The organism is Corallococcus sp. CA054B, from assembly GCF_003611625.1.
Lineage (GTDB): Bacteria > Myxococcota > Myxococcia > Myxococcales > Myxococcaceae > Corallococcus > Corallococcus coralloides.
Genome location: NZ_RAVY01000139.1, coordinates 1 through 26,341, shown reverse-complemented (window position 1 = coordinate 26,341; position 26,341 = coordinate 1). Strand labels below are relative to the sequence as shown.

Sequence of the window (26,341 nt, the reverse complement as noted above, 5' to 3'; positions counted from 1 at the left end):
GCGTTCGAGGGGCGGGCGTGGTCACGCGCTGCTCCGGGGCGCCGCGGCCTTGAGCACCTGGCGCACGCGCTTCTCCAGCTCCTCCGGCGTGAAGGGCTTGCCCAGGTAGCCGTTGGCGCCGGCCTCTTCCGCGTAGGCCTTGTCCTCCGGCAGGTTGCGCGCGGACACCATCAGCACCGGCACGTGCGCGATGGCGGGCGTGCGGCGGATGTGCTCGCAGACGTCGTAGCCGGACACGTCCGGCAACGTCAGGTCCAGGCACACGAGGTCCGGCTTGAGCTCGCCGCTCGCCAGGTACTCCATGGCGGCCTTGCCGTTGGGCTGCTCCACCACGTTCTTCACGCCCATCTGCTGGAGCATGTCACGCAGCATGACGCGGAACATCGGAGAGTCCTCCACGAGGAGGACGGTGAGCTGTTGGAGCTCCATCACGTCTGACGCCTTTCCTTCCCTCACCCGAACCCGTACCTGGGCACGAGGACGAGCACGCCATATGCGTACGCCATGTTGAAGAGGGCCACCCACAGGATGGCCTTCTTCATCCCCCGCCACGGATGCGCATCGCGCGCGGCCGCTCCGGGCAGCGCGATGGTGGCAACGAGGACGGACAGGAGGATGAGCTTCGCCATGGCGGGAGGCTCAGAGGATACCCGTTTTCTGGACCGTCAGTCCCAGCGTCGCGGACCACACCGCGCGGGCCGCCTCCACGTCGGGCGAGCGAGTCCAGGCCGCACGGGTGTCCACCTCCAGGGTCATCCACCGGTTCACAGTCCAACCCGCGCCCACACCGCCCACCACCTGCTGGTCTCCCACCGCCCCACCCACCGCGAAGGCGCCGCCCCCCGTCCCGGAGAACCGGAAGCGCGGACTCAGCGCCCAGGTGCCGTTCAACGTCAGGTCGGCCCGCGGGTAGACGAGCCCCGTCAGGCGGTCCACGAAGGGCGTCACCCGCGCGGCGAGCCGGCCGTTGAAGTCCGCCATCCGCGACGGCACCCGGTGGGACACCGCCAGCGTCAAATCCGGCAGCAGCTCCAGGCGCTGCGGCGGGTCCTCCAGGGGTGTGCCCCCGACCTGAAGGGTCCTCAGCCGTCGGTGACCTGAAGCGGTGGCTGACGGGGTGACCCCGGGCACGTCCGGGTCATCCGTGGGGTCCTCCTCGGTCGCGCGCACGGAGTACGCCACGCCCACGCCCATCCCGGCCTCCACCGACGTGCGCCGGTCCAGCCGGTGCGTCCAGGCGCCGGTGAGCGTCGTCACCGTGGCGCGCGCGCCCGTGGAGAAGCGCGAGTCCGTGTAGGCCAGCGTGGTGGAGAGGGTGTGCCGGGGCGCGGGGGAGTTCCCCAGGGACAGCTGCAAGCGAGGGCCGTACTGGAAGGGCACGGCCTCCTTCGCCGTGTCGTCCAGGCCGCCGCTGGCGGAGAAGCCCGCGCTGCCGGACAGCCGCCAACCCGGGCCCAGCCACACCGTCTCCGCCGCCAGCGTCGTCAGCGAGGACAGGAAGAACACCGTGTCCACGCCCTCCGGCAGCGGCTGGATGGGGGTGGCCGGCGTGTCCCCGGGCACGGCCGGGTCGTCGTCCAGGCTTCCGCCCAGGGGCAGGTTGGTGAAGAGGTTCACCTGGCCCAGCACGAACTCCTGGGTGCCGTGCAGCGTGAGCCCGCGCGAGGGACGCCAGTCCCCCAGCAGCCGCCCCACGTGCTGTACCTCGGTGCGCGGGTTGGTGGTGGCTTCCCGGAAGGAGATGCGCGGCGCGTACTGCACCTCCGCCACCGCGCTGCCGTCGTCGTACTTCAGGCCCACCGTGGGGACGATGTCCATGTCCGCCGCCACGGGGGACACGGCCGGGCCCGTGGCCTGCTGGTCCATGGAGCGCGCGCGGGTGTCCACGCGGGCCGCGGCGCCGTACGTCACGGAGGCGGAGGCCACCTCCAGCCACAGGCTCGCGAGGGCCGCGTCCAGCATCTGGCTATTCCACCACCACCACGTCGCCGGGGCGCAGGCGGAAGGCGGCCGCGCGGCCCTCGCCACGGATGATGTCCTCGTAGCGCACGCGGATGCGCGTGGGCTGCTCCGCCTGCGGGTCGTCCCGGCGCAGCACGAAGATGCGGTCGCGGTGGGCGTAGTCGGTGAAGCTGCCCGCGGCGCCCAGCGCCTGGAGCAGCGTCGCGCCCGGGTCCAGCACGTGCGCGCCCACGTTGGCCACTTCCCCCAGCATCGTCACGGACATGGGGCGCGCTTCCTCCAGCGACACCGTGACGACGGGGTGGTTGATGAAGTCCTTGAGCCGCGTCTGGATCTGCTGTGCAAGCAAAGCCGGCGAGTGGCCCGCGGCCTCCACGTCGTCCAGGAAGGTGAGGCTGATGTGGCCGTCCTCGCGCACCTTGGCGCGCGTGGTGAGCGCCTCCTGGCCGAAGACCTTCACGTTGAGCACGTCGCCGGGGACGATGCGGTAGGCCGCGTCCGACTCCGTGGGCTTCTCCTGGTAGTCGTTCACCCAGGTGTACTTGCCCAGGCCGCTGCACGCGGGAGCCAGGAGCAGCAGCCCGGCGCACGCGAGCGCGCGGGAGACGGGACCGCGGAATCGGGACGGACGGGAAGGCATGGCGCTGGAGTTTCTCACGCGGCGGGGGCGGCCGGCACGGCCACCTCCGAACCATTACCACCGCGCTGCTTCGCCATGCGCACGACCTGCATCAGCTCCGCGGGGCGCACGGCGCCGGTGCCCAGCACGCCCGCCACGTAGGCCGTGGCCGTCAGCCCCAGCCGGGGCCACGCCTGCATGCCCGCTCCGGACAGCACCCGGTCCAGGACCACGCAGCCCACGCACACCGCGGCCGTCTTGGCCACCATGACGAGGGAGCGCCGGTCGAAGGAGTTCCTGCCCATGCGGCTGAGGAAGAGCACCGTGACGATGACCTCCGTGAGGAACATGGAGAGCGCCGTGGCGGTGGCGCCGCCGGACGGGCCAATGCGCCCGAACAGCCACGGGATGAGCATCAGGTTGAGGATGGGGTTCACCACCGCGCCCATGGTGGCCGCCAGCGTCACCCACCACTCCTTGTTGGACATGGTGAGCCAGATGCTGCTGACCATGGTGACGTAGGCCATCACGAAGATGGGGGACAGCACGCGCAGGGGCCCCGCCGCGGGCTCGAAGCCGGGGCCGCACATCAGGCGCACCCACAGGTCCGCGCCCAGCACCATGGCCATCATCACCGGCACGGTGAACGCGAGCACGCCCTCCAGCGAGCGGCGCGTCAGGTTGGACAGCTCCTCCGGGGAGCGGGCCGCCGCGCGCGACATCATGGGCATCAGCACCCAGCCGAAGATGGGGGAGATGAGGAACGTGAGCCCCGCGATGCTGAACGCACCGCCGTACCAGCCCACCTCCTCCTTCGAAGCGAGCTTTCCGAGCAGCGTCATGTCCGTGCGCCCGTTGCACGCCAGCGCCGCCGCGGTGAGGAAGAAGGGCAGGCACGCCTTCATCACCTTCTTCGTCGCGGTCAGGTCGATGCGGAACTTCAGCCCCAGGTGCTCCTTTGCCAGCTTCCAGCTGATGAGGAGCTTCACCGCCTCCGACAGCACCATGGGCACGGCCAGCCACTGCAGGCCCACGCCGAACGCGGCCATCAGCGCCAGGCCGCCGCCCCACACAATCTTGGTGATGACGTTGGAGATGGACAGGCCCGCGACCTTGCCCTTGGAGTGCAGCAGCGCGGCCATGGACGCGTTGATGACCATGAGCGACTGGGCCACCGCGAACCACTGCACCAGGTGCTGCACCTCCGGGGGCTCGCCGGTGTGGTGGAGCACCAGCGCCAGCGCCACCATCAGGATGAGCGTCATCGCCAGGCGCAGCAGCATCGTGGTGCCAAAGAAGTCGCTCGCGTGCTCCGGGCGGACGGGGACCTCCTTGCGGATGTACGTCTCCAGGCCCAGGTTCGTGGCCACGAAGAACGTGGCGGCGAAGGCCTCCGACCAGTTGAAGTAACCGAACGCCTCCGGCCCCAGGTAGCGCGGCATCAGCGCGCGGATGCCCAGCGCGATGGCGTACGTCACCATCAGCGAGCCACCGAGCTGCAGGGTGCTGCGGACCGCGCCGCGCACTTCGTTCGCACGGGCGCCGTCGTCGGCTTCAGCGGAGGGGGAGGTCGGACTGTTCACGGTCATGGAAGACGCGGGCCTTCGGGGCTGCTGCGCACCCAAGGGGAGGAAGGCCCGCCCCATGGAAAAACGAACGGGCCCGGCGCGTCAACGCCGGGCCCGGGATCAGATGCCGGTTGCTAGCTTGCTCCGCGACCGGTGATGACGACCGGCACCGTCTGCAGGAGCAGCCGCAGGTCGCCGGTGAGGCTCCAGTGGTCGATGTACTGCATGTCCAGGTACATCCACTGCTCGAAGGAGATCTGGTTGCGGCCGGACACCTGCCAGATGCAGGTGAGACCCGGACGCACGGACAGGCGGCGGCGCTGCCACGTCTCGTACTTCGCCACCTCGCTGGGCACCGGCGGGCGCGGGCCCACGATGCTCATCTCACCGCGGAGCACGTTGAGGAACTGGGGCAGCTCGTCGATGGAGAACTTGCGGATGAAACGACCGATGCCGGTGATGCGCGGGTCGTTCTTCATCTTGAAGACGGGGCCGGTCTGCTCGTTCTGCGCGGCCAGCCGCTCCTTGAGCTCCTCCGCGTTCACCACCATGGAGCGGAACTTCAGCATGTAGAACGGCTTGCCGTGCTGCCCGGTGCGCAGCTGCTTGAAGAAGATGGGGCCGCGCGAGGTGAGCTTGATGGCCGCCGCCACCACCGCGAACAGCGGCAGGAGCGCCCACAGCGCCACCGCGGAGACGGCGATGTCGAACAGGCGCTTCATGGCCATCTGGTGCGGCTTGGGCGCCACCGCGGCGAAGTGCAGGTAGCCGTCCGCCACCGCGCGGGACTCCACCGGGCGGGCGCGGTCCAGGCGGAACGAGTGCGCCGGCAGCGCGAACGGCACGCCGAAGCGCTCCGCCAGCTTGATGGCCGCCTGCATGGACTCGCCCTGCTTGAGCGTGTTGCCCGCGATGTAGACCTCGCTGACGGGCAGCGTGCGCAGCAGGCGCTCCAGCTCGTCCGCGGGCCCCAGCACGTCCGCCGGCAGGCTGTCGCCGGAGGCGTGGTCCTCCGGGAAGCGCACGTAGCCCAGGATCTTGTGACGGCCGCGCTTGAGCAGGTCCTCGCCCGTGTAGCGGCCCATGGCGCCGGTGCCCACGATGAGCACCTCCTCCGTGGGGGCCTCCTGCGAGGCCACCTGGCGGAAGACGCCCAGCCGCAGGAGCAGCGCCACCGGCCAGAAGATGAAGAGCAGCGGCGCCAGGCCCACGTGGGCCGACAGGGGCATCGCCAGCTCCAGCACCGCCTGGATGGTCACCACCGCCAGCGTGGTGACGGACACCAGCGCCACGTGGTCCAGCTTGCTGCGCTCGGCGAAGCGCGAGTCATACAGGCACAGCGCCGTGCCCGTGATGAGCCACACCAGCACCGCCGTCACCACCATGCTGGGCAGCTCCCAGCTCATGGGGACCGTCAGCCCGCCGCGCATATAGGCGGCGCCCAGCAGCACCGCCACCAGCAGCGCCACATCCACGGTGAGGTTCAGCTTCGCCGCGAAGCCAGGCGCCAGGCGCGGCGGATCGGTGACCTCGGCCGCGGCCGTCACCCCCGTCGCCTCGGATGCCTTGACCTCGGCGCTTGCAGTCGCACTGCTCATCGTGTCCACCCCCCTCTGCTCACGTTCAGCTCTCGCAGAGGATACCGTCTAGACTAGAAAAGTTTAACCAGGAGGAAATGCAAGACTGCCAAATACTGCGTCGCGGCGCAACCACTGCTCAGCAAGAAAGACATGACAACAGGTGAAAACTTGGAGACCCATCCCGGCTGTCGGGTGTGAGTTCCCTTGCGTGGACAGTGAACTCTGGCGGGGTCATTGGATCCCACCTGGGCTCCCATGTGACCCGGTGCTGCCGCCGACTGCATGTACGATGCCGGTCTGACAGTGGGAGGCGTGTCCCTTCACCGGGCTGGGTCATGGCGGAAGTCATGAGGAAATCCCGAGGGTTGGGGTTGCGGCTCCAGGCGGTCTGTCGCGGTGTAGACGTTGCAGCGGCCGTTCCTTGAGAACGCGGCGAGCGTCACGCCAGCACGCAGGGCCAGGTCGATGGCCAGGGAGCTGGCGGCGGACACGCTGACCACGACGGGGATGCGGGCGCGGGCGGCTTTCTGGACGATTTCGAAGCTGGCGCGGCCGCTGACCGCGAGGACCGTGGGTGCGGCGGGGAAGGGCGGTGTGGGCAACCGGCGCGGGGAGCGCACCGCGCCGGCCAGGACCAGGGCACCCACCACCTTGTCCACGGCGTTGTGGCGGCCCACGTCCTCGTGGGCGGCGAGCAGCGCGCCGTGGGCGTCCAGCGCGGCGGCGGCGTGCACGCCACCGGTGAGCTCGAACGTGTGCTGGATGGCGCGCAGGCGTTCGGTGGCGAGGGCCACGGTGCGGGCGGAGAGGACGGGCCCCGGGGCGACGCTTTCGCAGGTGGCCATCAGGTCGTCCACGTCGCGGCGGCCGCACACGCCGCAGGCGGAGGTGGTCAGGGTGCCGCGGCGGGTGGCCTCCACGCGCTCCAGGTCGAGCACGGCACCGGCGGCGGGGACGACCTCCAGCACGTTTCCGTACCCTTCCTCGCCGGGGTGGCCGCAGTGGAAGAGGCTGCCCAGGTCGTCGCCGTCCTCCAGGATGCCTTCGGCGAAGAGGAAGCCCACCGCGAGCTCGCGATCATGACCGGGGGTCCGCATGGTGGTGGCGACGGGGTCGCCATTCACGCGGATCTCCAGGGGCTCCTCCACTGCCACGCGGTCATCCTCGGCCGCACGGAGTGTGTCTCCGTCGAAGCGGCGCACGGCGCGGTGGGTGACGCCGCGCGGTTCCGGGCGGAAGACCTTCGGCGGCGCGGATTGATCACGCAGCCACGCGGTGAGGAAGTCCGCGACCGCATGGACGGTGGCCGGCACGCGCGGGCGCGAGTCCACGGTGGACGGAAGCGCGGGCGCGTCCGTCACCAGGGCGAGCACGTCGGGGCGGGAAGCCGCGAGCGGGGCTTCCAGGCCCTCGCGCCACACCTCCAGCTTCGGGAGGGGGCCGTCCTTCCAGCCCTCCACGAGCACCAGGTCCACGCGGTCCGCGTCGCGCGCGAGGAGCGAGGGGGACAGGGGCTGCCGGGTGGTGAGCTGCGTGCCGTCCGGCGTGGCGAAGCCGGTGAGGACCGCGCCCGCGGCGTCCAGGCGCGCGGTGTCGCTGCCCGGGCGTTGGAGCGGGTGCGCATCCGAGGAGTGCTTCACGTACGCGACGCGCAGGCCGCGCGAGGCCAGCTCCGGCAGCAGGCGCTCCAGGAGCGTCGTCTTGCCGGCGCCGGAGTGGCCGATGAGGGCGAGCGCGGGAGCCAGCTTCACGCGGTCTCCACGGCGTGGAAGTCCGGCGAGTCGAAGTGCTGCACGTCCACGGAGTCGCCCTGGGCGAAGTCGGCGCGGCCGGCGGGGAGCACGGCCCAGCCCCGGGCCGCCACGTTCTGGAGGATCTGTCCGGCGCCCTGGGGACGCAGGCGGGCCCACGGTTCGGCGCTGTCCTCGCGCGCCTCGAGCGCCGCGACGGTGACCAGGTAGGTGAGGCCGGCCTGCTTGTGGCGGGGTTCGGAGAGGCGGGCGCGGGTGACGCGGCGCTGTTCGATGACGCCCTGGTGCTTGAAGAGCAGGGGCCGCGCGAACTGGTCGAAGGCGACGGTGGCGGCGCCGGGGTTGCCGGGCAGCACGACGACGGCGGTGGAGCCCAGGCGGGCCACGGCCACGGGCTTGCCGGGCTTGAGCGCGACGCCGTCCACGAGGAAGCGCGCGCCCATGCGGGTGAGGACGCGCTTCACGCAGTCCTTGTCGCCCACGGACGCGCCGCCGGTGGTGATGAGCACGTCGACCTGGGGCGCCAGCTGCTCCAGCTGCGCGTGCAGCTCCGCCTCGTCGTCGCGCGAGCGGGCCAGCTGGGTGATGTCCGCGCCGGCCTCGCGGGCCAGGGCGGCCACGAGGAGGCGGTTGCTCTCGAAGACCTGGTGGGGCGCCGCGGGCTGGCCAGGGGGGACGAGCTCATCCCCGGTGGCGATGACCGCGACGCGCGGCGCGGGGCGCACGAGCGCGGTGGCTTCGCCCAGCGACGCGAGCACGCCGAGCACGGTGGCGTCCACGCGCTGGCCCGCGGAGAACAGCGGCGTGCCGGGCATCACCTCTTCGCCGGCGCGGCGCAGGTCATGGCCGGGGGCGACGGAGACGAAGAGGTCCACGTGGGTGCCGTCGTCGGTGGGGCGCGCGGCCTCCTGGCGGACGACGGCGTCGGCGCCGGGGGAGAGCGGGGCGCCGGTGAAGATGCGCGCGGCCTCGCCGGGCTGGAGGGCGCGGCGCGGGAGGTGGCCGGCGTAGACGGTGTCGACGATGCGCAGGCGCGCGGGGCGGTCGCGGTTGGCGCCCCGGGTCTCCTCGGCGCGCACGGCCCACCCGTCCATGGCGGAGTTGTCGCAGCCGGGCAGCGCGCGTGACGCGACGATGCCAGCGGCGAGGAACCGGCCATGGGCTTCCATCAAGGGAAGACGGGCGGGTGCCGCGGGCACGATGGCATCGAGCGCGGCCAGTCGCGCGGCGGGGAGGGGAGTCAGCGGCATGCGTCGGGGAGGGGAAGCCGGACTCTACGACGGGGTGCGCGTGCCTTGTCCACGGGGGGCATGGGATGAGCGGTTGCTCCCTCCCTCTGGGGCTTGGCGAAATCCGCGAGATGAAGCGTTTTCTGGGTGGATGAGAGGTGTGTAGGGTCGGCGGACATGGACGGATCCGCGACCTTTCCCGACGTGACGCTGGCCATCCTGGCAGGGGGGCAGGGGACCCGGTTGGGGGGCGTGGCCAAGGGGCTGCTGAGCGTGGAGGGGCTCACAACCTTGGAACGGCTGCGGGCGTTCGGGTCGCATTTCGCGGACACGGTGTTGGTGGCGAATGTTTCGCAGCCGTACGACCGCTTTGGGATCCGCACGGTGGCGGACGCCGTGAAGGGCAAGGGATCGCCGGGAGGGGTCCATGCGGCCCTGGGGGCGGCCCACACGCCGTGGGTGTTCGCGGTGGCGTGCGACATGCCGTTCGTGACGGAGGCCGCGGCGCGGGTGGTGCTGGACGCGCGGAGTGGGGACGTGGATGCGGTGTGCATCGAGCGGGACGGACGGTGGGAGCCGTTGTTCGCGGCCTATCGTACGGAGCTGGTGTCACGCTGGGGTGAAGCGTTGGTGGAGGATCCGTCGCTGCGGCGGGTGCTGATGCGGTTCCGAACGCGGACCTTGCCCGTGGACGCATTGCGCGCGGTGGATCCGGAGCTGCGCGCCCTGGCGAACGTGAACACGCCGGAGGATCTGGTTCGCTATGGCGTCACGTTGCCGCAGCGGTGAGTCCGGGACGTGGGCGCGCGGGGCAGGTTGACGGGGAAGGGGGAAGGATGGAGCCTTTCAGGATGACCCGGGACTGGAACTCGCTGATTCGCTACGCCCTGGAGGGCGCGGAGGGAGAGCCCTTCCTGCGCCTGCTCAAGGAGCGGCTGCGGACCGGGAGTCAGGTCGTCAGCGTGCGGCTGGAGAATGCCGGGGGGAAGCCGGAGTACGTCCTCATCCTGTCGCTGCACAAGCAGCTGTCGGAGATGCGGGTTCCCCACTCGGAGGGGTTCACGAGCTGGTCGTTCGACACGGGAACGCGGATGTCGGACGAGCAGCAGGAGCAGACGCGGTTCGTGCTGCTGCTGGGTGAACGTCTTGCTGCGCTCGCCAGTGACGTGGGGCCGGACGTGCTGATGGCGCTGTTGTCGAACCACCTGCCTGCGCTGGGGGCGCCGCGTGCCAGTGAGGCCGCGCGGCATCTGCGGACCTCGCGGCATGTGGACAGCGCCGTGCGGCGGGCGGCGGAGAAGTTGGACTTCCTCTTGGTGGGACTGGCTCGCGCGCTGGGCCGCTCGCTCAAGTACGACGAGGCTACGACCGGGCGGATTTTGGATGGTGCGCTGGCGCAGTGGATTTCCCAGACGCCACGGACACTGGGCCTGGATGCCCAGGTGCCGCACCCGTCGTAGCGTTCACCAGCGCTTCACTTGCTCGACGAAGGCCTGGAAGCTGGGGCGCGCTGAGAGTCGCGTGATGGCGTCTGGCTGACTGAGCCATTTCAGCGCCATGCCCTTCATGACCTGGCTGGACGGCTGCGGCTTGCCGTAGCAGTCCTTCTTCAGGACCGGGCGGCTGTAGCGCTGCTCGGGAGATGGCTCGCTGAACTCATGGCCTTTGGCGATGAGGATCCAGGTCTCAAGCGTCTGGACGGGCACGACCACGCAAGAATGATAGGGATCCTCGCGCCAGTTCGTGGGGATGGTGTTGTGCAGCCAGCACACGCGGCAGCCGCCAGCATTCGCGCATTCCTGGGCGGTGTCGTGTAACGGGTGATGGGGAAGCCCGTGCGTGCTCCCACCGTCGTTGTCGATGGCGATGAGCGCGTGGCGGACGCCCTGCTGCGCCGCCGTGTTGAGGTACAGGCCGGCCTGCTTCCGCACGTGCTTGCATCCGTTGAATTCGATCTCGCTCTTCCAGGCCTCAATGGGAGTGCCGAGAACCTGTTCAAGCAGGTATCGGTAGAGTTCCCCGTCGTAGGCGTGGAACTCACTGGCGATGGCGACCGTGAGCACGGGAGTTCAGAACGCGGTGCTGAAGGCGCCCGTCTCCAAGAGGTCTCCTGGCGGGGCCTGCTGGAGTGCCTCGGCCAGTTCGGGCACGTCGCTCAGCCGTCTTACGCGTGTTCCCTTATCGGAACGACGGAAGAGAAGAACGGCTTCCGGCTCGTCCCGAAATGCGTTGAGAAGGACAGTCGAGTGCGTGGCAATGATGAACTGGCAGCCACGCTCACGAACAATGTCCTTGAGGAGATCCACCAGCTCACGAAGACGTTTGGGATGAATTGCCTGCTCAGGCTCTTCGATACATAAGAATTGACCCTCTTCGGCGCTGAGCGCGTGCATGGCAAGCGCTGTGAACGCCAGCACGCCGTCGGAGACGTGCTCGGCGTCGAACTCCAGTCCGTCTTTCTGCCGGAACCAGAGACGCTGATGACCTGGCACTGGAGCCGGGCGCACCAGCACATCTTGAATCTCGGGTAGGCAGCGTGTGAGGAATCCATTGAGCATGTCCACCTTTTCGGGCTCGGCTCCTCGCCAGAGGCCGAGGACTGCCGCGAGTCCTCTACCGTCCAGGCCAATTGCAGGGCGAGGAACGACCTCAGCATCGCCGCGAAGTGCCCCCATGGAGAGCTTGATGGTCTTGCTGGAAAAGAAGGGGGTTACCAGTTGAGCAACCCGCGTTGCTTGCTCACGGGTCATGAGAGAAAACTGACGGAAGAACAGCCGAGTCTCATCGACTTCATCGTGGCCAGGGACGTGCTCGTTGACCAAGAAGTTGTCGTCACCCCGATAGAAACTCAAATCGCCCTTCGCATCCTCGAACCCTTCGGACTCGATAGGATGGTCCGACACGGGAGAGGGCCTGAGGAAGTATGAACCGGCAGCGTCTGCCCATTTGATTTCGCAGAAGTCGTTAGGCGCCCGAGGCTGATGGAAGAAGAAAGACCCTTCCTGGCTAAGTGCCGTTGGTACATCCGCCATCAGGCAGTTGCTCAGGAACCTCGCCACGCTCATGAAGTTCGACTTGCCGGAGTTGTTCGGCCCCACGAGCACCGTGATGGGCTCCAGTGGGATGGTCTGCTCCTCGCCGAAGCTCTTGAAGTTCCGGAGCGTGATGGACTCGATCATGCTCGGAACGTAGCACTCCCTACCGACGCGGTATGACTCGGTATTACTGCTCCGGCTGCGTCACCATGAAGCGTGCGTAGGGCATGCCGGCCCGTGGCGCAGAGCCCTGGCCCAGCACGGGCAACGGGAAGCTCAGGGGCTTTCCGTCCGACGCCTCCGTGTTCCCCTCCACCTGCGCGGCACCCAGGCCCTGGCGCTGTCCCTGGAACGTGGCCTGCGGATTCCTCGCGGACGTCTTGCCCGCCTGGATGACGGCGTAACGCGCGGCCACCGCGGCCACCGTGGACAGCACATCCGCGGTCACCTGCTTCCACCGTGCCCGTCCCGGCAGCACGTCCATCACCAGGCCCGCCAGGGAGCATGTTCTCGACAGCGTCCACAGCGCTCCCGATGCTCCGGTGCGCAGCGGCTTCCCCACCTCCACCACCTGCCGCGCTTCCAGCTCCACCGCCTCGCGCGTGAACAGCTCCGCCACCTTTCCCGCGATGCGGAAGCGGCGCAGCACTCGCTCCTCCGCGTCCGTGTGCGGGAACAGCGACAACAGGCTCCCGGCGCTCGCCGTCGCGGAGCTCATGAAGAACAGTGGCAGCGTGCGCCCCACCTGCTGCCACAGCGGCACCGCCGTGTTGCTCACCAGCACCGCCGTGTAGCCCGCGAGCGGCAACCCCAACACCGCGCCCATCACGCCCGCCGCGCGTCCCACTCCGCCCAGCATCCCGGGCATCCGTCGCAGCACGAACGCCGCCGTGTTCACCGCTCCCGAACCGGCCAGCACCCACGAACCCACGCTCATCGGCGACGTGGGCCGGAACACGCGCAGCATGTTCAGGAAGCGCGACGGCCGGCCCAGGTCGTGGATCAACAGCCCCGCGCTCACGATGTCCCCTGCCGTGGCCACCGCGTGACACCGCCCCGTCAACCGCTCCAGCCTCCGTCCTCCCAGATACTCCAGCGCCACCCCGAGCACGCTCGCCGCGCCCGCCACTCCGCCCACGTAGAAGTACGCCGGGACCGTCCAGATCCACAGCGGCTCCTTCAACACCGGCATGCCGTAGTAGCTCGGCGCCTCCGCGCTGTCCGGCCCGGACCGTGACGGCACCGTGGGCAGCACGTCCATCCCCTGCCGCGCGGGCTCCGGGTCCTTCACCTTCTGCTGGGAACCCTCGCCCTCCAGGATGCCCGCGCGTGTGTCGATGTTCCGCCCGTCCGCCTTGCGCTGGAGCCGATCCAACAGCGTGTCGTCGCTCATCCGCGCCCCTCCCGACCGAACGCCACCGCGCCCACCGCCACCGCCACCATGCCCACCGCGCCCATCGCCACCGAGGCCCACGAGCGCAGCGCCTTCTTCGTCGGCACCACCGGGTCGGGCGGCAGGTTGTAGACCTCTGGCTTGTCCAGCAGCAGGAAGAACGCGTTGAGCCCACCCGTGCCCGGCTGGTTCTCCGCGTCCTTCCCGTACAGGTACGCGTCCGTCATGCCCCGTTGATGCAGGTCGCGCACCCGCGACTCCGCTCTCGCGTGCAGCTCATCCAGGTCACCGTACTGGATGGACGCCGTGGGACACGCCTTCGCGCACGCGGGCGTCTGGTCGTCACCGATGCGGTCGTAACAGAGCGTGCACTTCCACGCGCGCCCGTCATCCTCGCGCCGGTCAATCACTCCAAACGGACACGCCGACACGCAGTAGCCGCAGCCGTTGCACACGTCCGGCTGCACATAGACCGTGTCGAACTCCGTGCGCACGATGGCGCCCGTGGGACACGCCTCCAGGCACCCCGCGCGCTGGCAGTGCTTGCACACGTCCGACATCATCAGCCACGAGAAGTCCCCCGCGCCCGACGTCTGCCCCTGCAACGGCACCGGCCGCTCCACGAACGCCACGTGCCGCCACGTCGATGCGCCCAGGTGCGCCGTCTGGTCGTAGGACATCCCCGTGAAGTGGAAGCCGTCGTCCGGAAGCTGGTTCCACTGCTTGCACGCGACCTCGCACGCCTTGCAGCCGATGCAGAGCGTCGTGTCCGTGAAGAACCCCTTGCGGCTCCCCATGCGCCTATCCCTTCCCCTCGGGTTCCTGCGTCTCCGAATGGTCCGTGGCCCCAGGCGGCGTCACGTCGCGCGGCACCTCCGGCACCGTCAGCGGAGGCGGCGCCGCTCCCGCCGCGGCCCTCTCCCCCGAGCGCATCCGCCCCGCCCGCAGGTCCGCCGTGAACACCTTCGACTCCTGGATGTCCACGTTCTGATCCGCGACGAACGACGTCAGCTCGTTGGCCCCCTCGCCTCGCACGCGCCCCGTGACGCCCCAGTGGTACGGCAGACCAATCTGGTGCACCTGCCGCCCCTTCATCTTCAGCGGGCGGATGCGCTCCGTGACGAGCGCCCGGCACTCCAGGTCTCCTCGCGCCGTGGCGATGGTGCACCAGTCCCCGTTGTTCAGCCCCTTCTCGCGCGCCAGCTCCGGGGAGATCTCGCAGAACATCTCCGGCTGCAATTCGCTCAGCCAGGACAGCCAGCGCGACATGCCGCCCGCGGTGTGGTGCTCGGTGAGCCGGTACGTCGTAACCACGTAGGGATAGCGCGGGTCGCCCCAGGCCCGGTGATAGGGGTTGTCCTTGCGCTTCCACTCCTCGCGCGTGGGGCTGCACTGCTGCGCGTAGAGCGGGTTGGGCACCACCGACTCCATGGGCTCGTAGTGCGTGGGCAGCGGCCCGTCCATCATCCCGCTGGGCGCGAAGAGCCAGCCCTTGCCGTCCGCCTGCAGGAGGAACGGATCATTGCCGGCGATGGTCGCCAGCCCCGTCGCGCCCTCGGGCGGCCGGTACTCCGGCGGCCGGTCCGCGATGAAGTCCGGCACGTCCTCGCCGGTCCACTTCTTCTCGCCCGCGTCCCACCACACGTAGCGCTTGCGCTCGCTCCAGGGCTTGCCGTTCGCGTCCGCCGACGCGCGGTTGTAGAGGATGCGCCGGTTGGACGGCCACGCCCACCCCCACTCGGGCGCCACCCACGTCTGCTGCTGCCCCGGCTTGCGCCGCGCCGTCTGGTTGACGCCGTCCTTGAAGCAACCCGAGTAGATCCAACAGCCGCACACCGTGGAGCCGTCGTCCTTCAGCGCCGTGAAGCCATCCACCGGCTTCCCATCCGCCACCGTGTAGCCGTTGATCTCCTTCAGCACCGCCTCCGCGGAGGGCTCCGCGTGCGGTCCGTGCGTGGGGTAGTCCCACGTCAAATCCAGGAGCGGCGCGTCCTTCGGGTCCGTGGAGCCCGCGTAGAGTTCCCGCAGCTTGCGCCCCAGGTGCCAGGTGAAGTGCAGCTCGCTGCGGGTGTCCCCCGCCGGCTCCACCGCCTTGTGATGCCATTGCAGCAGCCGCTGCGTGTTGGTGAAGGTGCCGTCCTTCTCCGTGTGCGCGGCGGCCGGGAAGAAGAACACCTCTGTCTGGATGTCCTCCGGCCGCACCTGCCCGGCCTGGATCTCCGGCGCCGTGCGCCAGAACTCCGCCGTCTCGATGAGCGTGAAGTCGCGCACCACCAGCCAGTCCAGCTGGCGCAGCCCCTTGCGCTGGAGCGCCCCGTTCATGCTGCCCACGGCGGGGTTCTCCCCCATGACGAAGTAGCCCTGGAGCTTCCCGTCCGCCATGTCCGCCACCGTCTGCATGTGCGAGTGATTGCCCGTCAGCCGGGGCAGGTGGTGGAACAGATAGTCGTTGTCCTTCGTGGCCTTGTCCCCGAACCACGCCTTGAGCAGCGACACCGCGTACTTGGGGAACTCCGACCACCAGCCGCTGCCGGACTTGTTGTTCCGGATGTAGTGCTCCAGGCCGTCCGTGGTCGCGCTCGCGCGCGGCATGGGCAGGTAGCCCGGCAGCAGGTTGTAGAGCGTGGGGATGTCCGTGGAGCCCTGGATGGACGCGTGCCCGCGCAGCGCGAGGATGCCGCCGCCGGGCCTGCCGATGTTGCCCAGCAAGAGCTGGAGGATGGCCGCCGTGCGGATGTACTGCACGCCCACCGAGTGCTGCGTCCACCCCACCGCGTAGCAGAACGCGCTGGTGCGCTCCGGGTTGGAGTTGTCACACAGCGTCTTGGCCACCTGGAGGAACAGCGCCTCGTCCACGCCGCACACCTGCGACACCACCTTCGGCGTGTAGCGGGAGAAGTGGCGCTTCAAGAGCTGGAACACGCACCGGGGATGTTGGAGCGTCTCGTCGCGGTGCTCGTCGTGCACGTCCACGCGGTGGTCATGCCCGCCGCCGCCCGCGCCCGGCTCGTCCGTCAGCTCCTTGTGGCCCGCCGCGGGGATGGCGCCCGCCGCGCCCTGGTACTGCCAGGTGTGGATGTCGTAGCGGTTGGCCTTCGGCTGGTAGCCGCTGAAGAGCCCCTCCAGGTCCTCCGTGTCCTGGAAGCCCTCGCGGATGAGCGTGGCCGCGTTGGTGTACTGCACCACGTAGTCACGGAAGTACCGCTCGTGCTCCAGCACGTAGTGGATGAGCCCGCCGAGGAACGCGATGTCCGTGCCCACGCGGATGGGCGCGTACACGTCCGCCACCGCGCTGGTGCGCGTGTAGCGCGGGTCCACGTGGATGACCTTCGCGCCCCGGGCCTTCGCCTCCATCACCCACTGGAAGCCCACCGGATGGCACTCGGCCATGTTGGACCCCTGGATGAGGATGCAGTCCGAGTGCTGCAGGTCCTGCTGGAACGTCGTGGCTCCACCGCGGCCGAACGTGATGCCCAGACCGGGCACCGTGGACGCGTGTCATATTCGAGCCTGGTTCTCCACCTGCACGACGCCCAGCGCGCTGAAGAGCTTCTTGAGGAGGTAGTTCTCCTCGTTGTCCAGCGTCGCCCCACCCAGGTGCGCCAGCCCCAGCGTCCGGTTCACCCACCGCCCTTCCGCGTCCTTCACCTCGAACGTCGCGTCGCGCGTGCGCTTCACGCGCTCGGCCACCTGGTCCATCGCCTCTTCCAGCGGGATGGGCTCCCACTCCGTGCCGCCGGGGCGGCGGTAGAGGACCTGCTGCACGCGTTGCGTTCCCGTGACCAGTTGGAAGGTCGCGGCCCCCTTGGGACACAGCCGTCCGCGCGAGATGGGGGAATGCGGGTCACCCTCGATGTCGAGGATGCGCCCGTCGCGCACGTGCACCTCCTGCCCGCAGCCCACCGCGCAGTACGGGCAGATGGACTTCACGACCGCATCAGCGCTCTTCGTGCGCGGCGCCAGCGAGCGGCTTCGCGCCGACATCGCCGTGTCGCCCAGGGCCCGGCTGTCTCCCCGCGCGAACTGCCGCAGCACGGGCCAACCCTTCATCAGGTCGCGGAACTTCAAGGCCGCTCCTCCCCTGGACGCGCACGTGGAATCCCGTCCTCAAGATGGGGACGCGCGGCGGGGTGGACCAGTGCCGTGGGTCCAGTGCCCACGTCCGGCAGCGGACGCGAAAGCAGGCGGGCAGGCACGGAAATGCGCGGCGCCCGAAATCAGGGTGGGGGGTTCGAGCCGTTATTTCTCCACGGCGCCAACGCCTCTTCCTGCTCCTCCCTCCCCCGTGGGCCCCAGGGCCTTTTCGGCGGAGCAGGCAGACCCACAGCGACGTGTCGGCCGGACACGTAGCGGAGAGCGAGTGGAGAACCTGCATGACGGACAGTGCCCCTCTCATCCTGTTGATCGAGGACGAGGAAGACCTCCGGGAAGCAGTCGCGACGCTGTTGGAGATGGAGGGCTATCGCGTCGCCCAGTGCGTCCACGGCGTGGATGCCTGGGACTGGCTGAAGTCCCATCCCCGTCCGGGACTGGTGCTGCTGGACCTGATGATGCCGGTGATGGACGGACAGGCCTTCCTCGCGCGGCTGTCACGGGAGCGCATGTTGGAAGGCGTGCCCATCATCGTGCTGTCCGGCAGCCCCTTCCATCCACCGGGCGCGGTGGCCTACCTGCGCAAGCCGGTGTCGGTGGGGGCCCTGATGGAGGTGGTGCGCCACTTCCTTCCTTCATCCGGGGAAGGCTCGGAAGGACCTCACACGTCGTGAAACATGTGTCGCATGGCGCGGCGCGTGCGCATCGAGGACTCGCGATGGGAGGGGACCTGTGGAATCCTCGCGCCCCGTCAGGTCCCCCGCCTGGTCCATTCCCCCCTCATTCAAAGGACGGCGCAGATGCCGGCTGGCATGCTGAATCTACCCGAGGACGTCGCTCGTGACCTGGAAGCCCGCCTGGCCGCGACGACACCGGAGGATACGAGCCGGGGCCTGTTCTTCCTGGGCGTGTTGGACGCGGTGCGCTTCCTGGGCGGAGCGGACGCGGTGAAGCGCTGTCTGGATCTGGTGGGTGAGACCACGGACTTCATCCCCATGCAGACCTATCCGTTCCCGCGCTTCCTGCGGCTGTCCTACGTGGCGGCGGAGCAGCTCTCGCCGCTCGTCGGCGGTCATGCGGCGGCGCAGCGGCAGATTGGCACGCAGGCGATGGTGGACTTCCTCAACTCCATGTTCGCGCGCGACTTCGTGCAGCAGACGGGGGGCGACCCCAGGCGGCTCCTGGAGCTGATGCACTCCGGCTACCGCACGGCGCTGAACTTCGGCGAGCGCTCCGTGGAGTGGCTGGGCCCCAAGGCGGGCCGGGTCATCATGAAGCGCTCACTGATGCCGGTGCCCTACAACGAGGGCATCATCCAGTCCGCGCTGGAAGTGGCGGGCGTGCAGGACGTGCAGGTGCGCGGGCAGGCCCAGTCGCTGGTGGACGCCATCTACGACGTCAGCTGGTCGTAAGGCGCACGCGGCCCGCTCTCCCGTCTGGAGGGCGGACAGGCGAGCGGGCGGGCGCGCGGAGGATTCCGGGGGCTTGCCTCGTGCGAAGCCCGGCCGGAAGGCCCACCTCAGGGCGGGGAGGGGCGAAAGCGCATGGCGCGTCACGAGGACTTGAGGGGACAGGTGGCCATCGTCACGGGCGCGTCGAGCGGCGTGGGCTGGCAGTCCGCGCTGCGGCTGGCGGAGGCCGGCGTGCGGCTGTGCGTCACCGCTCGGCGCCAGGCGGCCCTGGAGCGGCTGCGCGTGGAGGTGCTCCAGCGCGGCGGCGAGTGCCTGGTGAGTGACGGCGACGTCACGGTGGCCGAGGACGTGGAGCGCGTGGTGCGCGAGTGCGTGGCGCACTACGGCCGCGTGGACATCCTGGTGAACGCCGCGGCGGTGCAGTCCTACGGCTACTTCGACCAGCTGCCCTGGGAGCACATCACGCGCGTGTTCGACGTGTCGTGCTTCGGCTACTTCCGCTTCGCGCGCGCGGTGCTGCCGCACTTCCGCAAGCAGGGCCACGGCCACCTGCTCAACGTGCAGTCCATGCTGGCCGCGGGGTCCGCGCCGCTGCTGTCCGCGTACGCCTCCGCGAAGCACGCGACGCTGGGGTGGGCGCAGTCCCTGGAGCTGGAGCTGGCCGGCACGGGCATCCACGTGTCCAACGTGATGGTGCCGTCCGTGTCCACGCCCATGTTCGACCACGCGCCCACGATGCTGGGGCGGAGGCCCGTGCCGGTGCCGCCCACGTACGACGTGGACCTGGTGGCCCGCGCGGTGGTGCGGCTGGCGAAGCGGCCGGGCCGCACGTCGGTGCCGGCGTTCCTCCAGGGGCGGTTGATGCTGTGGCTCAACGGCCTGGCGCCGTCCGTGGGCAAGGCGGTGCTCTCCCGCTTCGGCGTCCAGATGCAGACGACGGACCTGCCGCTGGACAGGCCCGTGGGCAACCTCTTCACCCCCGTGGAGGAAGGTGTGGGCCCCCGGGGCAGCGTGCCGCCGACGCCCGCGTGGAAGCGCTTCACCGCGACGCTGGGCCTGGCCGCGCTCACGGGCGGGGTCGTGGGCGGCGCGGTGCTGGGCGCGCGCGGCCTGCTGCGCGCGGCGCGCTGAAGCGACGGCGCCACCCGACGGCACCGGCGCCGAGGGGGCCGCGATCAGGATGTCTCCCGTTCGCGGCGCTGATGGTGGGGTGTCAACGAAGTGTTGGGTGGGTCAGAAAACATCCTCGCGTTACGGCGCTCTTTGGCTAGAAGGGGCCCCGCAAGCGCTCCGGGTAGGGTCGGCCGGGCGCCAACGAGGGGAGAAACATCGATGCGTGGAAGCAACAAGTGGACGGGCCTGGCGCTGGTGGCGGGCCTCGCGGTGTCGGCGCAGGCGGTGGCGGCGGAGCAGCCGGACCTGAACGCGGACCCGGGCCGGTCGTCGTCGTTCGGCCAGGCGGGCCAGATGGTCATCAGCCAGGACCTCAACGGCTTCCTGGGCTACAACACCGCCTCTGAAGTGTTCCTGATCCGCCTGGAGCCGTCCGCGGATTACTTCCTCCAGCAGAACCTGTCGGTGGGCGCGTCCGCGCTGGTGGCCTTCGGCTTCGGTGACAGCACCGTCGTGGGCCTGGGCGTGATGGGCCGCGTGGGCTACCACCTGCCGCTGGGCGAGCGCGTGTCGCTCTGGCCCAAGGCGGGCTTCGGCGTGCAGTTCGCCCACGTGCCGGGCGCCAGCGACGTGAACTTCGTCCTGGATTTCAACGCCCCCGTCCTGTTCCACCTCACGCCGCACTTCTTCATCGGCGCGGGTCCGCAGGTGCGCGCGCTCATCAGCCAGGACGTGGGCAGCCTGGGCTCGGAGCAGGGCTACTTCGCCGGCAACGACGTGACGCTGGGCATCACCACCACGGTCGGCGGCTACTTCTAGCCTCGGGCCTTCCCCGGCACTCCGGGCTTCGTGCCCGGGTGTCGGGGAGCGCAGGACCCGTGACGTAGGACGTCGTGTATTGACGTCACGGGTTGGATGTGTTGGGTTGGAGGGTGCCATGTCCGTGCTTCCGTTCGCCTCTCGGCTGCCCGCGTTCGCCCCCCTGCATCCGCTGGGGAGGGGCCCGCTGGGTGAGTGGGTGTCCCTGGTGTGGCCGCTGGAGCAGGACGCTCCGGACGCGCGCCCGCTGGTGGTGAAGACGTTCCTGTTGGCGTCGGGCCTGGCGCCGGAGACGCGGCAGCCGCTGGAGGAGGCGCTGACGCGGGCGGTGCCGCTGCGGCATCCGGGCATCGCGAGGCTCCACGGCTTCCAGGTGGACGTGCGCGACACGCTGACGGTGGTGTCGGACTACGTCCCGGGCTGTTCGCTGGCCACGGCGCGCCGGCGGGTGCTGGGGCGGGGTGGACGGCCTTCGGAAGCGTTCGTGTGTCACGTGGGCGCGGAGGTGGCGGGAGCGCTGCAGGCCGCGCATGGCGCGCGCGTGGTGCACGGGGACGTGCATGCGCACCGCATCCGCGTGGGGCCTCGGGGCGAGGTGACGCTGACGGACTTCGGGCTCAGGCCCGCGCGTCCGCTGCTGCGCCGGTTCACGTCGCCGTCGCGGCCGGACGTGGTGGAGCTGCCCGTGTGCGAGGACGCGGCGGGCTCGCCGGCGGAGGCGCGGGAGGACCTGCGCGCGCTGGGGCGGGTGTTGCTGGGGCTGGTCTCCGGGAACACGGTGGTTCCGGAGGACGCGGCCGGAGTGGACGCGGCGCTGGGTGGGGTGTCGCCCGCGCTGCGGGACGTGCTGCGCGGGATGCTTCTGGAGGCGCGAGGGGCGGATTCCGCCGCGGGGCTCCAGGCGGCGCTGCGCGACTGCATGGGGCGCGGCGTGGAGTGCCATGGGCCGGAGTCGGTGGTGCGCGAGCTGGCGGCGCTGCCGGGCTCGGGGCCGCTGTCGCCGGTGGACGTGTACGTGGGCGCGGCGTCGGTGATGACGGCCTCCGTGTCCATGCGCGGGCGCACGCTGCCGTCCTGATGCGCGGGGCCTCTGGCTTCGCGCCGAGGCGCTGAGCGAAGGGGTGTGCGCGGGCGATTGCGCTGTCCTGGACGTAGAGCGCCTAACGACAATCCCTCTGAGGGGCGTCTCGTCTCTGGGATGATGCTCAACGCTTGTTGGGCGCTCTACGCCTGGTTGTCGTCGCCAATCACGCCGCTGGTCCACGCACGGGTGTGGTTCGTGCCCCGCCAACGAGCGTTCCTCCCTTCTTGGGAAGGGGTGAACCGGAAGACGAAGCAGGGAGAACCCGCCTTGTTTGTGATGGGGCGGGCCGACTTGATCTTGCCGCCGAAGTAGGAGCGGTCGGCCTTCGTCCTGTGCAGGAAGAGCATTCCCCCGATAAGCGCTGTGGCGTCGGCTGCCGTGACGAACCAATTACCGCTGTCATAGTCGCCGTCGTCAGTGACTCGGTGGAGGTGATCGTCCTCCTTGCAGATGAAGTGGATGGATGACATGGGCCAGAGCATAGGCCGGATGGAATTCTTGTTGCGGACGAGGGCCAAGATAGGTGGTGGGCCTGGAGGGCCTTGGGTGTAGAGGGCCTAAGTAGGTCGCCAAATGTTCCTGAACAAACTCAGAGCAGAGCAGTAACAGAGCAGGTGCTGCATTCGTCTCGGAACTTGTGGCTACCCACTTAGAGGAACTCGTCCACGATGAAGACGCCCCCGACGGAGAACTCAAGAACGGCTGTTCCAGGTAACGAATCGGGACGCTTCCGGAGCTGGTTCATCGCCGTCCGTGCCACCGCGCAGATGGGCACCCGCTGTGCGGCACCCGGCGGACGTGCCTCGTAATAGCGGATGACCGCCTGTGGCCCGCTCGTCCAGACGTACCCATAAAGGCGCGTCGGTGACTCCAGCGTTCCCAGGTCATCGAGCAACACGCTCTCCACACGACCCTCGTACAGGGTGATGGGCCGTGCATCCATCTGGTTCGCGTCGAGTTCGGCGGTCGCACCATCCCCCACGCCCAATCGCAGATAGCGCATCGCCTTGAGCGCTTCTTCCGGGCACTTCTCAGGCCCAGGGGTTCCATCGGGCCGCAGGCTCACCCGCCCTGTCGCGGAACCAGCGCAACCCACGATCAGGACGGCGAGGATGAGACCGCACGCGAAATCAAGCGTCCTGGAAACCATCCTGCGGCTCTTACTCACGCACAAGACGAGGGTCCAGAACCACATAGCCATGGCGGAGGCCGTCATACCGGTAGATCTCCAGCATCAGGGTCTCCAGATGCCCTTTGGCATCGAGGAAGGCGCTCCGATCCACCACGAAGGCAAAGGTGCCCGACTGCCCCGCTGTGAGCAGAGCGTGTTCGGAACGGACAGCCACCGTTCGCGGCTCCTGGCTCTTCAGCGAGGACAACTTCGCCCGGACCATCCGCCACGGACGATCCTCGCTCTGGTTCTTCACGGCGATCGTGACAGCAGCCTTGCCCTTGCCCGAGTAGAGCTTCATCGAAAGCTCGGAGTCCGCCTCAACGGCGCTCCAAGACTTGAACAACCGGAAGGGCGTCTGCGCTCCGGCTCCTGAAACCAGCAGCGCCGCCAGCGCGTGGTCCGCGGAGGTCTCCTCCTCACGCAACCGCGCGTTCTCCTGCTCCAACTCATTCTTCGCCCTGAGCGTGTGCGTCAGAACGGAAACCAGGGACCGATAGCTCTCCCGGTCCTTGAAGACGTCCACCTGCTGATCCGTCCAGCCGCCCTCCTTCGCAAAAGGCGGCCGCAGCAGGAACGACATCGCGGTCCCATCCGCGAGCGTCACGAGCAGGGGGACGCTTTCATCCGGCCCCAGGGCCCGAAGGGGCTCGATCAGCACGCGCTTCTCCGAGACCACCAGCGGCTCGAAGCGCCCCTCCCACCCGAGCAGCTTCGTCTTCAGCGGGTCGCAGGGTTGCTCGAACCGGAGCACCGTGACGATCTGCCCCGACACGTGGATGCGATGGGCCGCGTCGTCCGGATGCTCCGACAGCACCAGGGCCCGGACCTGCGCCTTCTCTCGCGGTCCCGCCAGGGCAGGCGTGACAACGAGGGCGAACAAGACAACGAACCAGCCAAGTAGGGCGCTTCGCATCGAACCTGGATCTTACCCAAGCCACTCGTTCCACGCCAAACTTCCAGACTGGGCACATATGCACCGGACGACTTCCACGAACATGCAGCGGCAGTTGGCCGAACTCTCCGCTCGTCCCTTCCCCAATCCTCCGGCCACGCCCGCCCAGTTCGCCGATTTCGAGCTGCGCGTCGGCTGAAAGCTCGATGAGGACCTGCGCGCCTTCTACCTGCACTGCGATGGTGCGACCCTCTTCAAGCCGTCTCGCGCGTCAGGTGATGGTAGACGATCACGGAGTGCCCTGTGCCAATGAGAGCACCCATCTCATCGAGAAGTACGTGGCGTCGCGACGCTTGGCGCTCGTTCTTGCTCCCTGGTTCGGCAAGGCCATTGTCCGGGTCGAGAAATACAAGCTGGGCACTGGTCACCAAGGAAAGCGCTGCAATCTCCCCCTTGCGCCGGTGGGTAGTGTGCAGGTTTCTCTTTGGCTGTCTCCGCCGTTTCCGGCTTCGTGCCAGTTTGAGCGAACGAACACGCCGTCTCCGGCTTCTGATGCACCTCGGGGACCATCGCAAGTCAGCAGAGAGACTTGCAGGTCGGTGGGTTCACTCGTTCCAGGCCGAGTCCTATTCACTTCAACTCCCTCGTTTCGAGTTCCGACACCTCTTCCGGGGCATTTCCCTGGGCCCTCTGGCTCACCAGGAGCGCCTGAGAAGCGTTGAGCCTCGTCCCCAGAGAAGCGACGTCTCTCTGAGGGATTCATATTAGGCGTTCTTCGGCGCGTGACGACGTCGTGCATCGGCACTCGCTCGCGAGCACCGGGCATCGCGTGCTGTACGGGTGTCTGGCATCCCTGTGGACTGGCGGACGTCGTGCGTCCAGGCCGTGTGAAACGCGACGGGACGTGAACGGGAGGCTGGTGGTCGCCGTAAGGCCACGCCCACAGTCGCGTCCGTCTCTGGCGGCCAGGCCCGCGGAGGCATCCACGCTGGGGGGAAGGCCATGGCTCCGCTGTTCCGCCCGGGGACCGACTCGGTGCTGCGGGCGTTCATCGCCCTGGCCCTGGGTGTGCCCGCGGTGGCTCTGGCGGGCCTGCTGCTCCTCGCGCGCAACCCGCTGGGTCGGGGCTCGTTCACGCCTCGCGAGCAGCCGCTCCCGTTCGACCACCGCCACCACGTGGGCGACGAGGGCATCCCCTGCGGCTACTGCCATGAGGGCGCGTGGCGCTCGCCGGTGGCGGGAGTGCCGCCCACGCAGCGCTGCCTGGGGTGCCATGCGCAGGTGTGGAACGGGAGCGCCCGGCTGGAGCCGGTACGCGCCAGCGGCTTCGACGGCACGGCGCTTCCGTGGAACCGGGTGCACGCGCTGCCGGACTACGTCTGGTTCAGCCATCAAATCCACGTGAACAAGGGCGTGGGCTGCGTCACCTGCCACGGCCGCGTGGACACCATGCCGGCGGTGCAGCAGGTGGCGCCGCTCACCATGGGCTGGTGCCTGGACTGTCACCGGGACCCGACGCCATGGCTGCGCCCCGTGTCCGAGGTCGCGAACCTCACGTGGCGTCCACCCGGAGACCCGAGGGAGATGGGCCGCGCTGTGCAGGCCGCGCTCGGTGTGTCCCCTCGCACGGATTGCAACACATGCCACTTCTGACCGACCCCGCACAAACGGATGACCGCGACGCGCCCGGCGCTGACGGGACGGAGCCGGTGCGCGCGTGGCGGAGCCTGGAGGAGTGGCACGCGGGAGGGCCCGGACGTGAAGCCCTGTCGCACGAGCATCCCCCCGGCGCGATGCTGCCGCCCGAGGGCGTGGCGCGGCGCACCTTCCTGCAGCTCGCGACGGCGTCACTGGCGGCCGCGGGCTTCAGCGGGTGCTTCCGTCAGCCGCCGGAGAAGATCCTCCCGTACTCGACGCCGCCGGAGGGACTGACGCCCGGCGTGCCGCTGCACTTCGCCACGGGGCTGGAGTGGAACGGGCGCACGGTGGGGCTGGTGGTGGAGAGCCACGAGGGACGGCCCACGAAGGTGGAGGGCAACCCGCTGCATCCGGCGAGCCTGGGCGCGGCGGGCGTCTTCGAGCAGGCGGCGCTGCTGGGGCTCTATGACCCCGCGAGAGCGAAGACCGCGCGGCTGCAAGGCGTGGAGGCCGCGTGGAGCACCGTGCGGGACGCGCTGCGGAAGCAGGCCGAGCGCGAGGACGCAGGCGCGGGGCTGCGCTTCCTGGTGGAGCCCACGAGCAGCCCGCTGGTGCAGGCGCTGTACGCGCGCATCCAGCAGCGCTTCCCGTCCGCGCGGATCATCCCCTGTGGCGTAACCCTGGCGGACGGGCGCCGCGAGGGCACGCGGTTGGCGTACGGCAGGGTGCTGGACGTGGTGCACGACGTGGGGCGCGCGGTGGTGGTGTCGGTGGACGACGACTTCCTCGCGACCACACAGCCCGGGCACCTGCGCGTGGCGCGGGACTTCGTGAACGCGCGCAAGCCGGAGGCGATGAACCGGCTGTGGGTCGCGGAGAGCACGCTGACCCTCACGGGCGGCTTCGCCGACGAGCGGCTGCGGATGCGGCCGTCGCAGGGCGTCGCGCTGATGCTCGCGCTGGCGGAGGAGGTGGGGAAG

25 protein-coding genes and 1 pseudogene are annotated in these 26,341 nt (G+C 69.4%); 10 read left to right on the top strand and 16 right to left on the bottom strand.

The window, feature by feature from the left end; genetic code table 11:
* Positions 1-21: 21 nt before the first annotated feature.
* The 8 genes from epsW to glp all read right to left on the bottom strand — a co-directional run bounded on the left by epsW (position 22) and on the right by glp (position 8,730).
* On the bottom strand, positions 22-429 hold the full coding sequence (gene epsW, locus D7V80_RS28180; protein ID WP_120591096.1) for an exopolysaccharide biosynthesis response regulator EpsW: 408 nt from the start codon (positions 427-429) through the stop codon (positions 22-24).
* A gap of 23 nt (positions 430-452) precedes the next feature.
* Positions 453-629, bottom strand: a complete 177-nt coding sequence (locus D7V80_RS42340; protein ID WP_014400807.1) for a hypothetical protein — start codon at positions 627-629, stop codon at positions 453-455.
* Positions 630-639: 10 nt separating this feature from the next.
* Entirely contained in the window at positions 640-1,962 is a 1,323-nt protein-coding gene (gene epsX / locus D7V80_RS28175) for an exopolysaccharide export protein EpsX (RefSeq protein ID WP_120591095.1), read from the bottom strand.
* Between the two features lie 4 nt (positions 1,963-1,966).
* Complete coding sequence (gene epsY / locus D7V80_RS28170; RefSeq protein ID WP_120591094.1) at positions 1,967-2,602, bottom strand: exopolysaccharide export protein EpsY; 636 nt, start codon at positions 2,600-2,602, stop codon at positions 1,967-1,969.
* Positions 2,603-2,616: 14 nt separating this feature from the next.
* Complete coding sequence (gene wzx, locus D7V80_RS28165; protein WP_233585794.1) at positions 2,617-4,170, bottom strand: exopolysaccharide biosynthesis flippase; 1,554 nt, start codon at positions 4,168-4,170, stop codon at positions 2,617-2,619.
* A gap of 113 nt (positions 4,171-4,283) precedes the next feature.
* On the bottom strand, positions 4,284-5,756 hold the full coding sequence (gene epsZ, locus D7V80_RS28160) for an exopolysaccharide biosynthesis polyisoprenyl-phosphate hexose-1-phosphate transferase EpsZ (protein WP_120591093.1): 1,473 nt from the start codon (positions 5,754-5,756) through the stop codon (positions 4,284-4,286).
* A gap of 293 nt (positions 5,757-6,049) precedes the next feature.
* Entirely contained in the window at positions 6,050-7,480 is a 1,431-nt protein-coding gene (gene fdhD, locus D7V80_RS28155) for a formate dehydrogenase accessory sulfurtransferase FdhD (RefSeq protein WP_120591092.1), read from the bottom strand.
* Entirely contained in the window at positions 7,477-8,730 is a 1,254-nt protein-coding gene (gene glp / locus D7V80_RS28150; protein WP_120591091.1) for a gephyrin-like molybdotransferase Glp, read from the bottom strand. Before glp ends, fdhD begins: the two co-directional genes overlap by 4 nt.
* 156 nt (positions 8,731-8,886) lie before the next feature.
* Between glp and D7V80_RS28145 the strand changes: the two genes are divergently transcribed.
* Together D7V80_RS28145 and D7V80_RS28140 are read left to right on the top strand one after the other, a co-directional pair.
* Complete coding sequence (locus tag D7V80_RS28145) at positions 8,887-9,498, top strand: molybdenum cofactor guanylyltransferase (protein WP_120591090.1); 612 nt, start codon at positions 8,887-8,889, stop codon at positions 9,496-9,498.
* Between the two features lie 62 nt (positions 9,499-9,560).
* Positions 9,561-10,169 carry a hypothetical protein gene (locus D7V80_RS28140; protein ID WP_147447234.1) on the top strand — a complete coding sequence of 203 codons (609 nt, stop codon included), beginning with the start codon at positions 9,561-9,563 and terminating at the stop codon, positions 10,167-10,169.
* 3 nt (positions 10,170-10,172) lie between these two features.
* On the opposite strand, the gene D7V80_RS28135 is transcribed toward D7V80_RS28140, so the two are convergent.
* From D7V80_RS28135 to fdh, 5 genes are read right to left on the bottom strand one after another with little or no spacing between them, the layout of a single operon-like run.
* Positions 10,173-10,772, bottom strand: a complete 600-nt coding sequence (locus D7V80_RS28135; RefSeq protein ID WP_120591088.1) for a hypothetical protein — start codon at positions 10,770-10,772, stop codon at positions 10,173-10,175.
* A gap of 6 nt (positions 10,773-10,778) precedes the next feature.
* A complete protein-coding gene (locus D7V80_RS28130; protein ID WP_120591087.1) occupies positions 10,779-11,888 on the bottom strand; it encodes an AAA family ATPase in 1,110 nt (369 codons plus the stop codon).
* 43 nt (positions 11,889-11,931) lie between these two features.
* A complete protein-coding gene (gene nrfD, locus D7V80_RS28125) occupies positions 11,932-13,137 on the bottom strand; it encodes an NrfD/PsrC family molybdoenzyme membrane anchor subunit (protein ID WP_120591086.1) in 1,206 nt (401 codons plus the stop codon).
* Complete coding sequence (locus D7V80_RS28120) at positions 13,134-13,934, bottom strand: 4Fe-4S dicluster domain-containing protein (RefSeq protein WP_199738877.1); 801 nt, start codon at positions 13,932-13,934, stop codon at positions 13,134-13,136. Before D7V80_RS28120 ends, nrfD begins: the two co-directional genes overlap by 4 nt.
* Before the next feature lie 4 nt (positions 13,935-13,938).
* On the bottom strand, positions 13,939-17,187 hold the full coding sequence (gene fdh / locus D7V80_RS28115; protein WP_199738878.1) for a formate dehydrogenase: 3,249 nt from the start codon (positions 17,185-17,187) through the stop codon (positions 13,939-13,941).
* A gap of 323 nt (positions 17,188-17,510) precedes the next feature.
* Here fdh and D7V80_RS41905 point away from each other — a divergent pair, with 323 nt between their 5' ends.
* The 5 genes from D7V80_RS41905 (at position 17,511) to D7V80_RS28085 (ending at position 21,651) form a co-directional block, all read left to right on the top strand.
* Complete coding sequence (locus D7V80_RS41905) at positions 17,511-17,903, top strand: response regulator (RefSeq protein ID WP_158616714.1); 393 nt, start codon at positions 17,511-17,513, stop codon at positions 17,901-17,903.
* Between the two features lie 138 nt (positions 17,904-18,041).
* Positions 18,042-18,641, top strand: coding sequence for a DUF2378 family protein (locus D7V80_RS28100; RefSeq protein WP_158616713.1), 600 nt, complete (start codon positions 18,042-18,044; stop codon positions 18,639-18,641).
* 132 nt (positions 18,642-18,773) lie between these two features.
* Complete coding sequence (locus D7V80_RS28095) at positions 18,774-19,772, top strand: SDR family NAD(P)-dependent oxidoreductase (protein WP_120591082.1); 999 nt, start codon at positions 18,774-18,776, stop codon at positions 19,770-19,772.
* 201 nt (positions 19,773-19,973) lie between these two features.
* Positions 19,974-20,573 (top strand): outer membrane beta-barrel protein, encoded by a 600-nt coding sequence (locus D7V80_RS28090; protein WP_120591081.1) that lies wholly within the window; start codon positions 19,974-19,976, stop codon positions 20,571-20,573.
* A 118-nt stretch (positions 20,574-20,691) separates the two neighbouring features.
* Positions 20,692-21,651: a protein kinase gene (locus D7V80_RS28085; RefSeq protein ID WP_120591080.1), complete on the top strand. Its 960-nt coding sequence runs from the start codon at positions 20,692-20,694 to the stop codon at positions 21,649-21,651.
* A gap of 146 nt (positions 21,652-21,797) precedes the next feature.
* On the opposite strand, the gene D7V80_RS28080 is transcribed toward D7V80_RS28085, so the two are convergent.
* From D7V80_RS28080 to D7V80_RS28070, 3 genes are all read right to left on the bottom strand, one after another.
* Positions 21,798-22,127: a hypothetical protein gene (locus D7V80_RS28080; protein ID WP_120591098.1), complete on the bottom strand. Its 330-nt coding sequence runs from the start codon at positions 22,125-22,127 to the stop codon at positions 21,798-21,800.
* 179 nt (positions 22,128-22,306) lie between these two features.
* Positions 22,307-22,807 (bottom strand): serine/threonine protein kinase, encoded by a 501-nt coding sequence (locus D7V80_RS28075; protein ID WP_120591097.1) that lies wholly within the window; start codon positions 22,805-22,807, stop codon positions 22,307-22,309.
* A 10-nt stretch (positions 22,808-22,817) separates the two neighbouring features.
* Positions 22,818-23,744 (bottom strand): DUF2381 family protein, encoded by a 927-nt coding sequence (locus D7V80_RS28070; protein WP_120591079.1) that lies wholly within the window; start codon positions 23,742-23,744, stop codon positions 22,818-22,820.
* 82 nt (positions 23,745-23,826) lie between these two features.
* On the opposite strand from D7V80_RS28070, the pseudogene D7V80_RS43060 reads away from it, so the two are divergent.
* From D7V80_RS43060 to D7V80_RS28055, 3 genes and pseudogenes are all read left to right on the top strand, one after another.
* Positions 23,827-23,982 (top strand): annotated as a pseudogene (locus tag D7V80_RS43060) (SMI1/KNR4 family protein); the annotation flags it as partial.
* Between the two features lie 743 nt (positions 23,983-24,725).
* A complete protein-coding gene (locus D7V80_RS28060; protein ID WP_120591078.1) occupies positions 24,726-25,376 on the top strand; it encodes a cytochrome c3 family protein in 651 nt (216 codons plus the stop codon).
* On the top strand, positions 25,364-26,341 hold a 978-nt coding region (locus D7V80_RS28055; protein ID WP_158616712.1), incomplete at its 3' end, for a TAT-variant-translocated molybdopterin oxidoreductase. The genes D7V80_RS28060 and D7V80_RS28055, both read left to right, overlap by 13 nt.

Bases quoted from the DNA above. Each gene is read 5' to 3' on its own strand.
- D7V80_RS42340 (WP_014400807.1), bottom strand. From the start codon at position 629: ATGGCGAAGCTCATCCTCCTGTCCGTCCTCGTTGCCACCATCGCGCTG.
- D7V80_RS41905 (WP_158616714.1), top strand. From the start codon at position 17,511: ATGACGGACAGTGCCCCTCTCATCCTGTTGATCGAGGACGAGGAAGAC.
- D7V80_RS28130 (WP_120591087.1), bottom strand. From the start codon at position 11,888: ATGATCGAGTCCATCACGCTCCGGAACTTCAAGAGCTTCGGCGAGGAG.
- D7V80_RS28060 (WP_120591078.1), top strand. From the start codon at position 24,726: ATGGCTCCGCTGTTCCGCCCGGGGACCGACTCGGTGCTGCGGGCGTTC.
- wzx (WP_233585794.1), bottom strand. From the start codon at position 4,170: ATGACCGTGAACAGTCCGACCTCCCCCTCCGCTGAAGCCGACGACGGC.
- D7V80_RS28075 (WP_120591097.1), bottom strand. From the start codon at position 22,807: ATGGTTTCCAGGACGCTTGATTTCGCGTGCGGTCTCATCCTCGCCGTC.
- glp (WP_120591091.1), bottom strand. From the start codon at position 8,730: ATGCCGCTGACTCCCCTCCCCGCCGCGCGACTGGCCGCGCTCGATGCC.
- D7V80_RS28140 (WP_147447234.1), top strand. From the start codon at position 9,561: ATGACCCGGGACTGGAACTCGCTGATTCGCTACGCCCTGGAGGGCGCG.
- nrfD (WP_120591086.1), bottom strand. From the start codon at position 13,137: ATGAGCGACGACACGCTGTTGGATCGGCTCCAGCGCAAGGCGGACGGG.
- epsY (WP_120591094.1), bottom strand. From the start codon at position 2,602: ATGCCTTCCCGTCCGTCCCGATTCCGCGGTCCCGTCTCCCGCGCGCTC.
- epsW (WP_120591096.1), bottom strand. From the start codon at position 429: ATGGAGCTCCAACAGCTCACCGTCCTCCTCGTGGAGGACTCTCCGATG.
- D7V80_RS28095 (WP_120591082.1), top strand. From the start codon at position 18,774: ATGGCGCGTCACGAGGACTTGAGGGGACAGGTGGCCATCGTCACGGGC.
- epsX (WP_120591095.1), bottom strand. From the start codon at position 1,962: ATGCTGGACGCGGCCCTCGCGAGCCTGTGGCTGGAGGTGGCCTCCGCC.
- D7V80_RS28085 (WP_120591080.1), top strand. From the start codon at position 20,692: ATGTCCGTGCTTCCGTTCGCCTCTCGGCTGCCCGCGTTCGCCCCCCTG.
- D7V80_RS28120 (WP_199738877.1), bottom strand. From the start codon at position 13,934: ATGGGGAGCCGCAAGGGGTTCTTCACGGACACGACGCTCTGCATCGGC.
- D7V80_RS28070 (WP_120591079.1), bottom strand. From the start codon at position 23,744: ATGCGAAGCGCCCTACTTGGCTGGTTCGTTGTCTTGTTCGCCCTCGTT.
- D7V80_RS28090 (WP_120591081.1), top strand. From the start codon at position 19,974: ATGCGTGGAAGCAACAAGTGGACGGGCCTGGCGCTGGTGGCGGGCCTC.
- D7V80_RS28100 (WP_158616713.1), top strand. From the start codon at position 18,042: ATGCTGAATCTACCCGAGGACGTCGCTCGTGACCTGGAAGCCCGCCTG.
- D7V80_RS28145 (WP_120591090.1), top strand. From the start codon at position 8,887: ATGGACGGATCCGCGACCTTTCCCGACGTGACGCTGGCCATCCTGGCA.
- D7V80_RS28080 (WP_120591098.1), bottom strand. From the start codon at position 22,127: ATGTCATCCATCCACTTCATCTGCAAGGAGGACGATCACCTCCACCGA.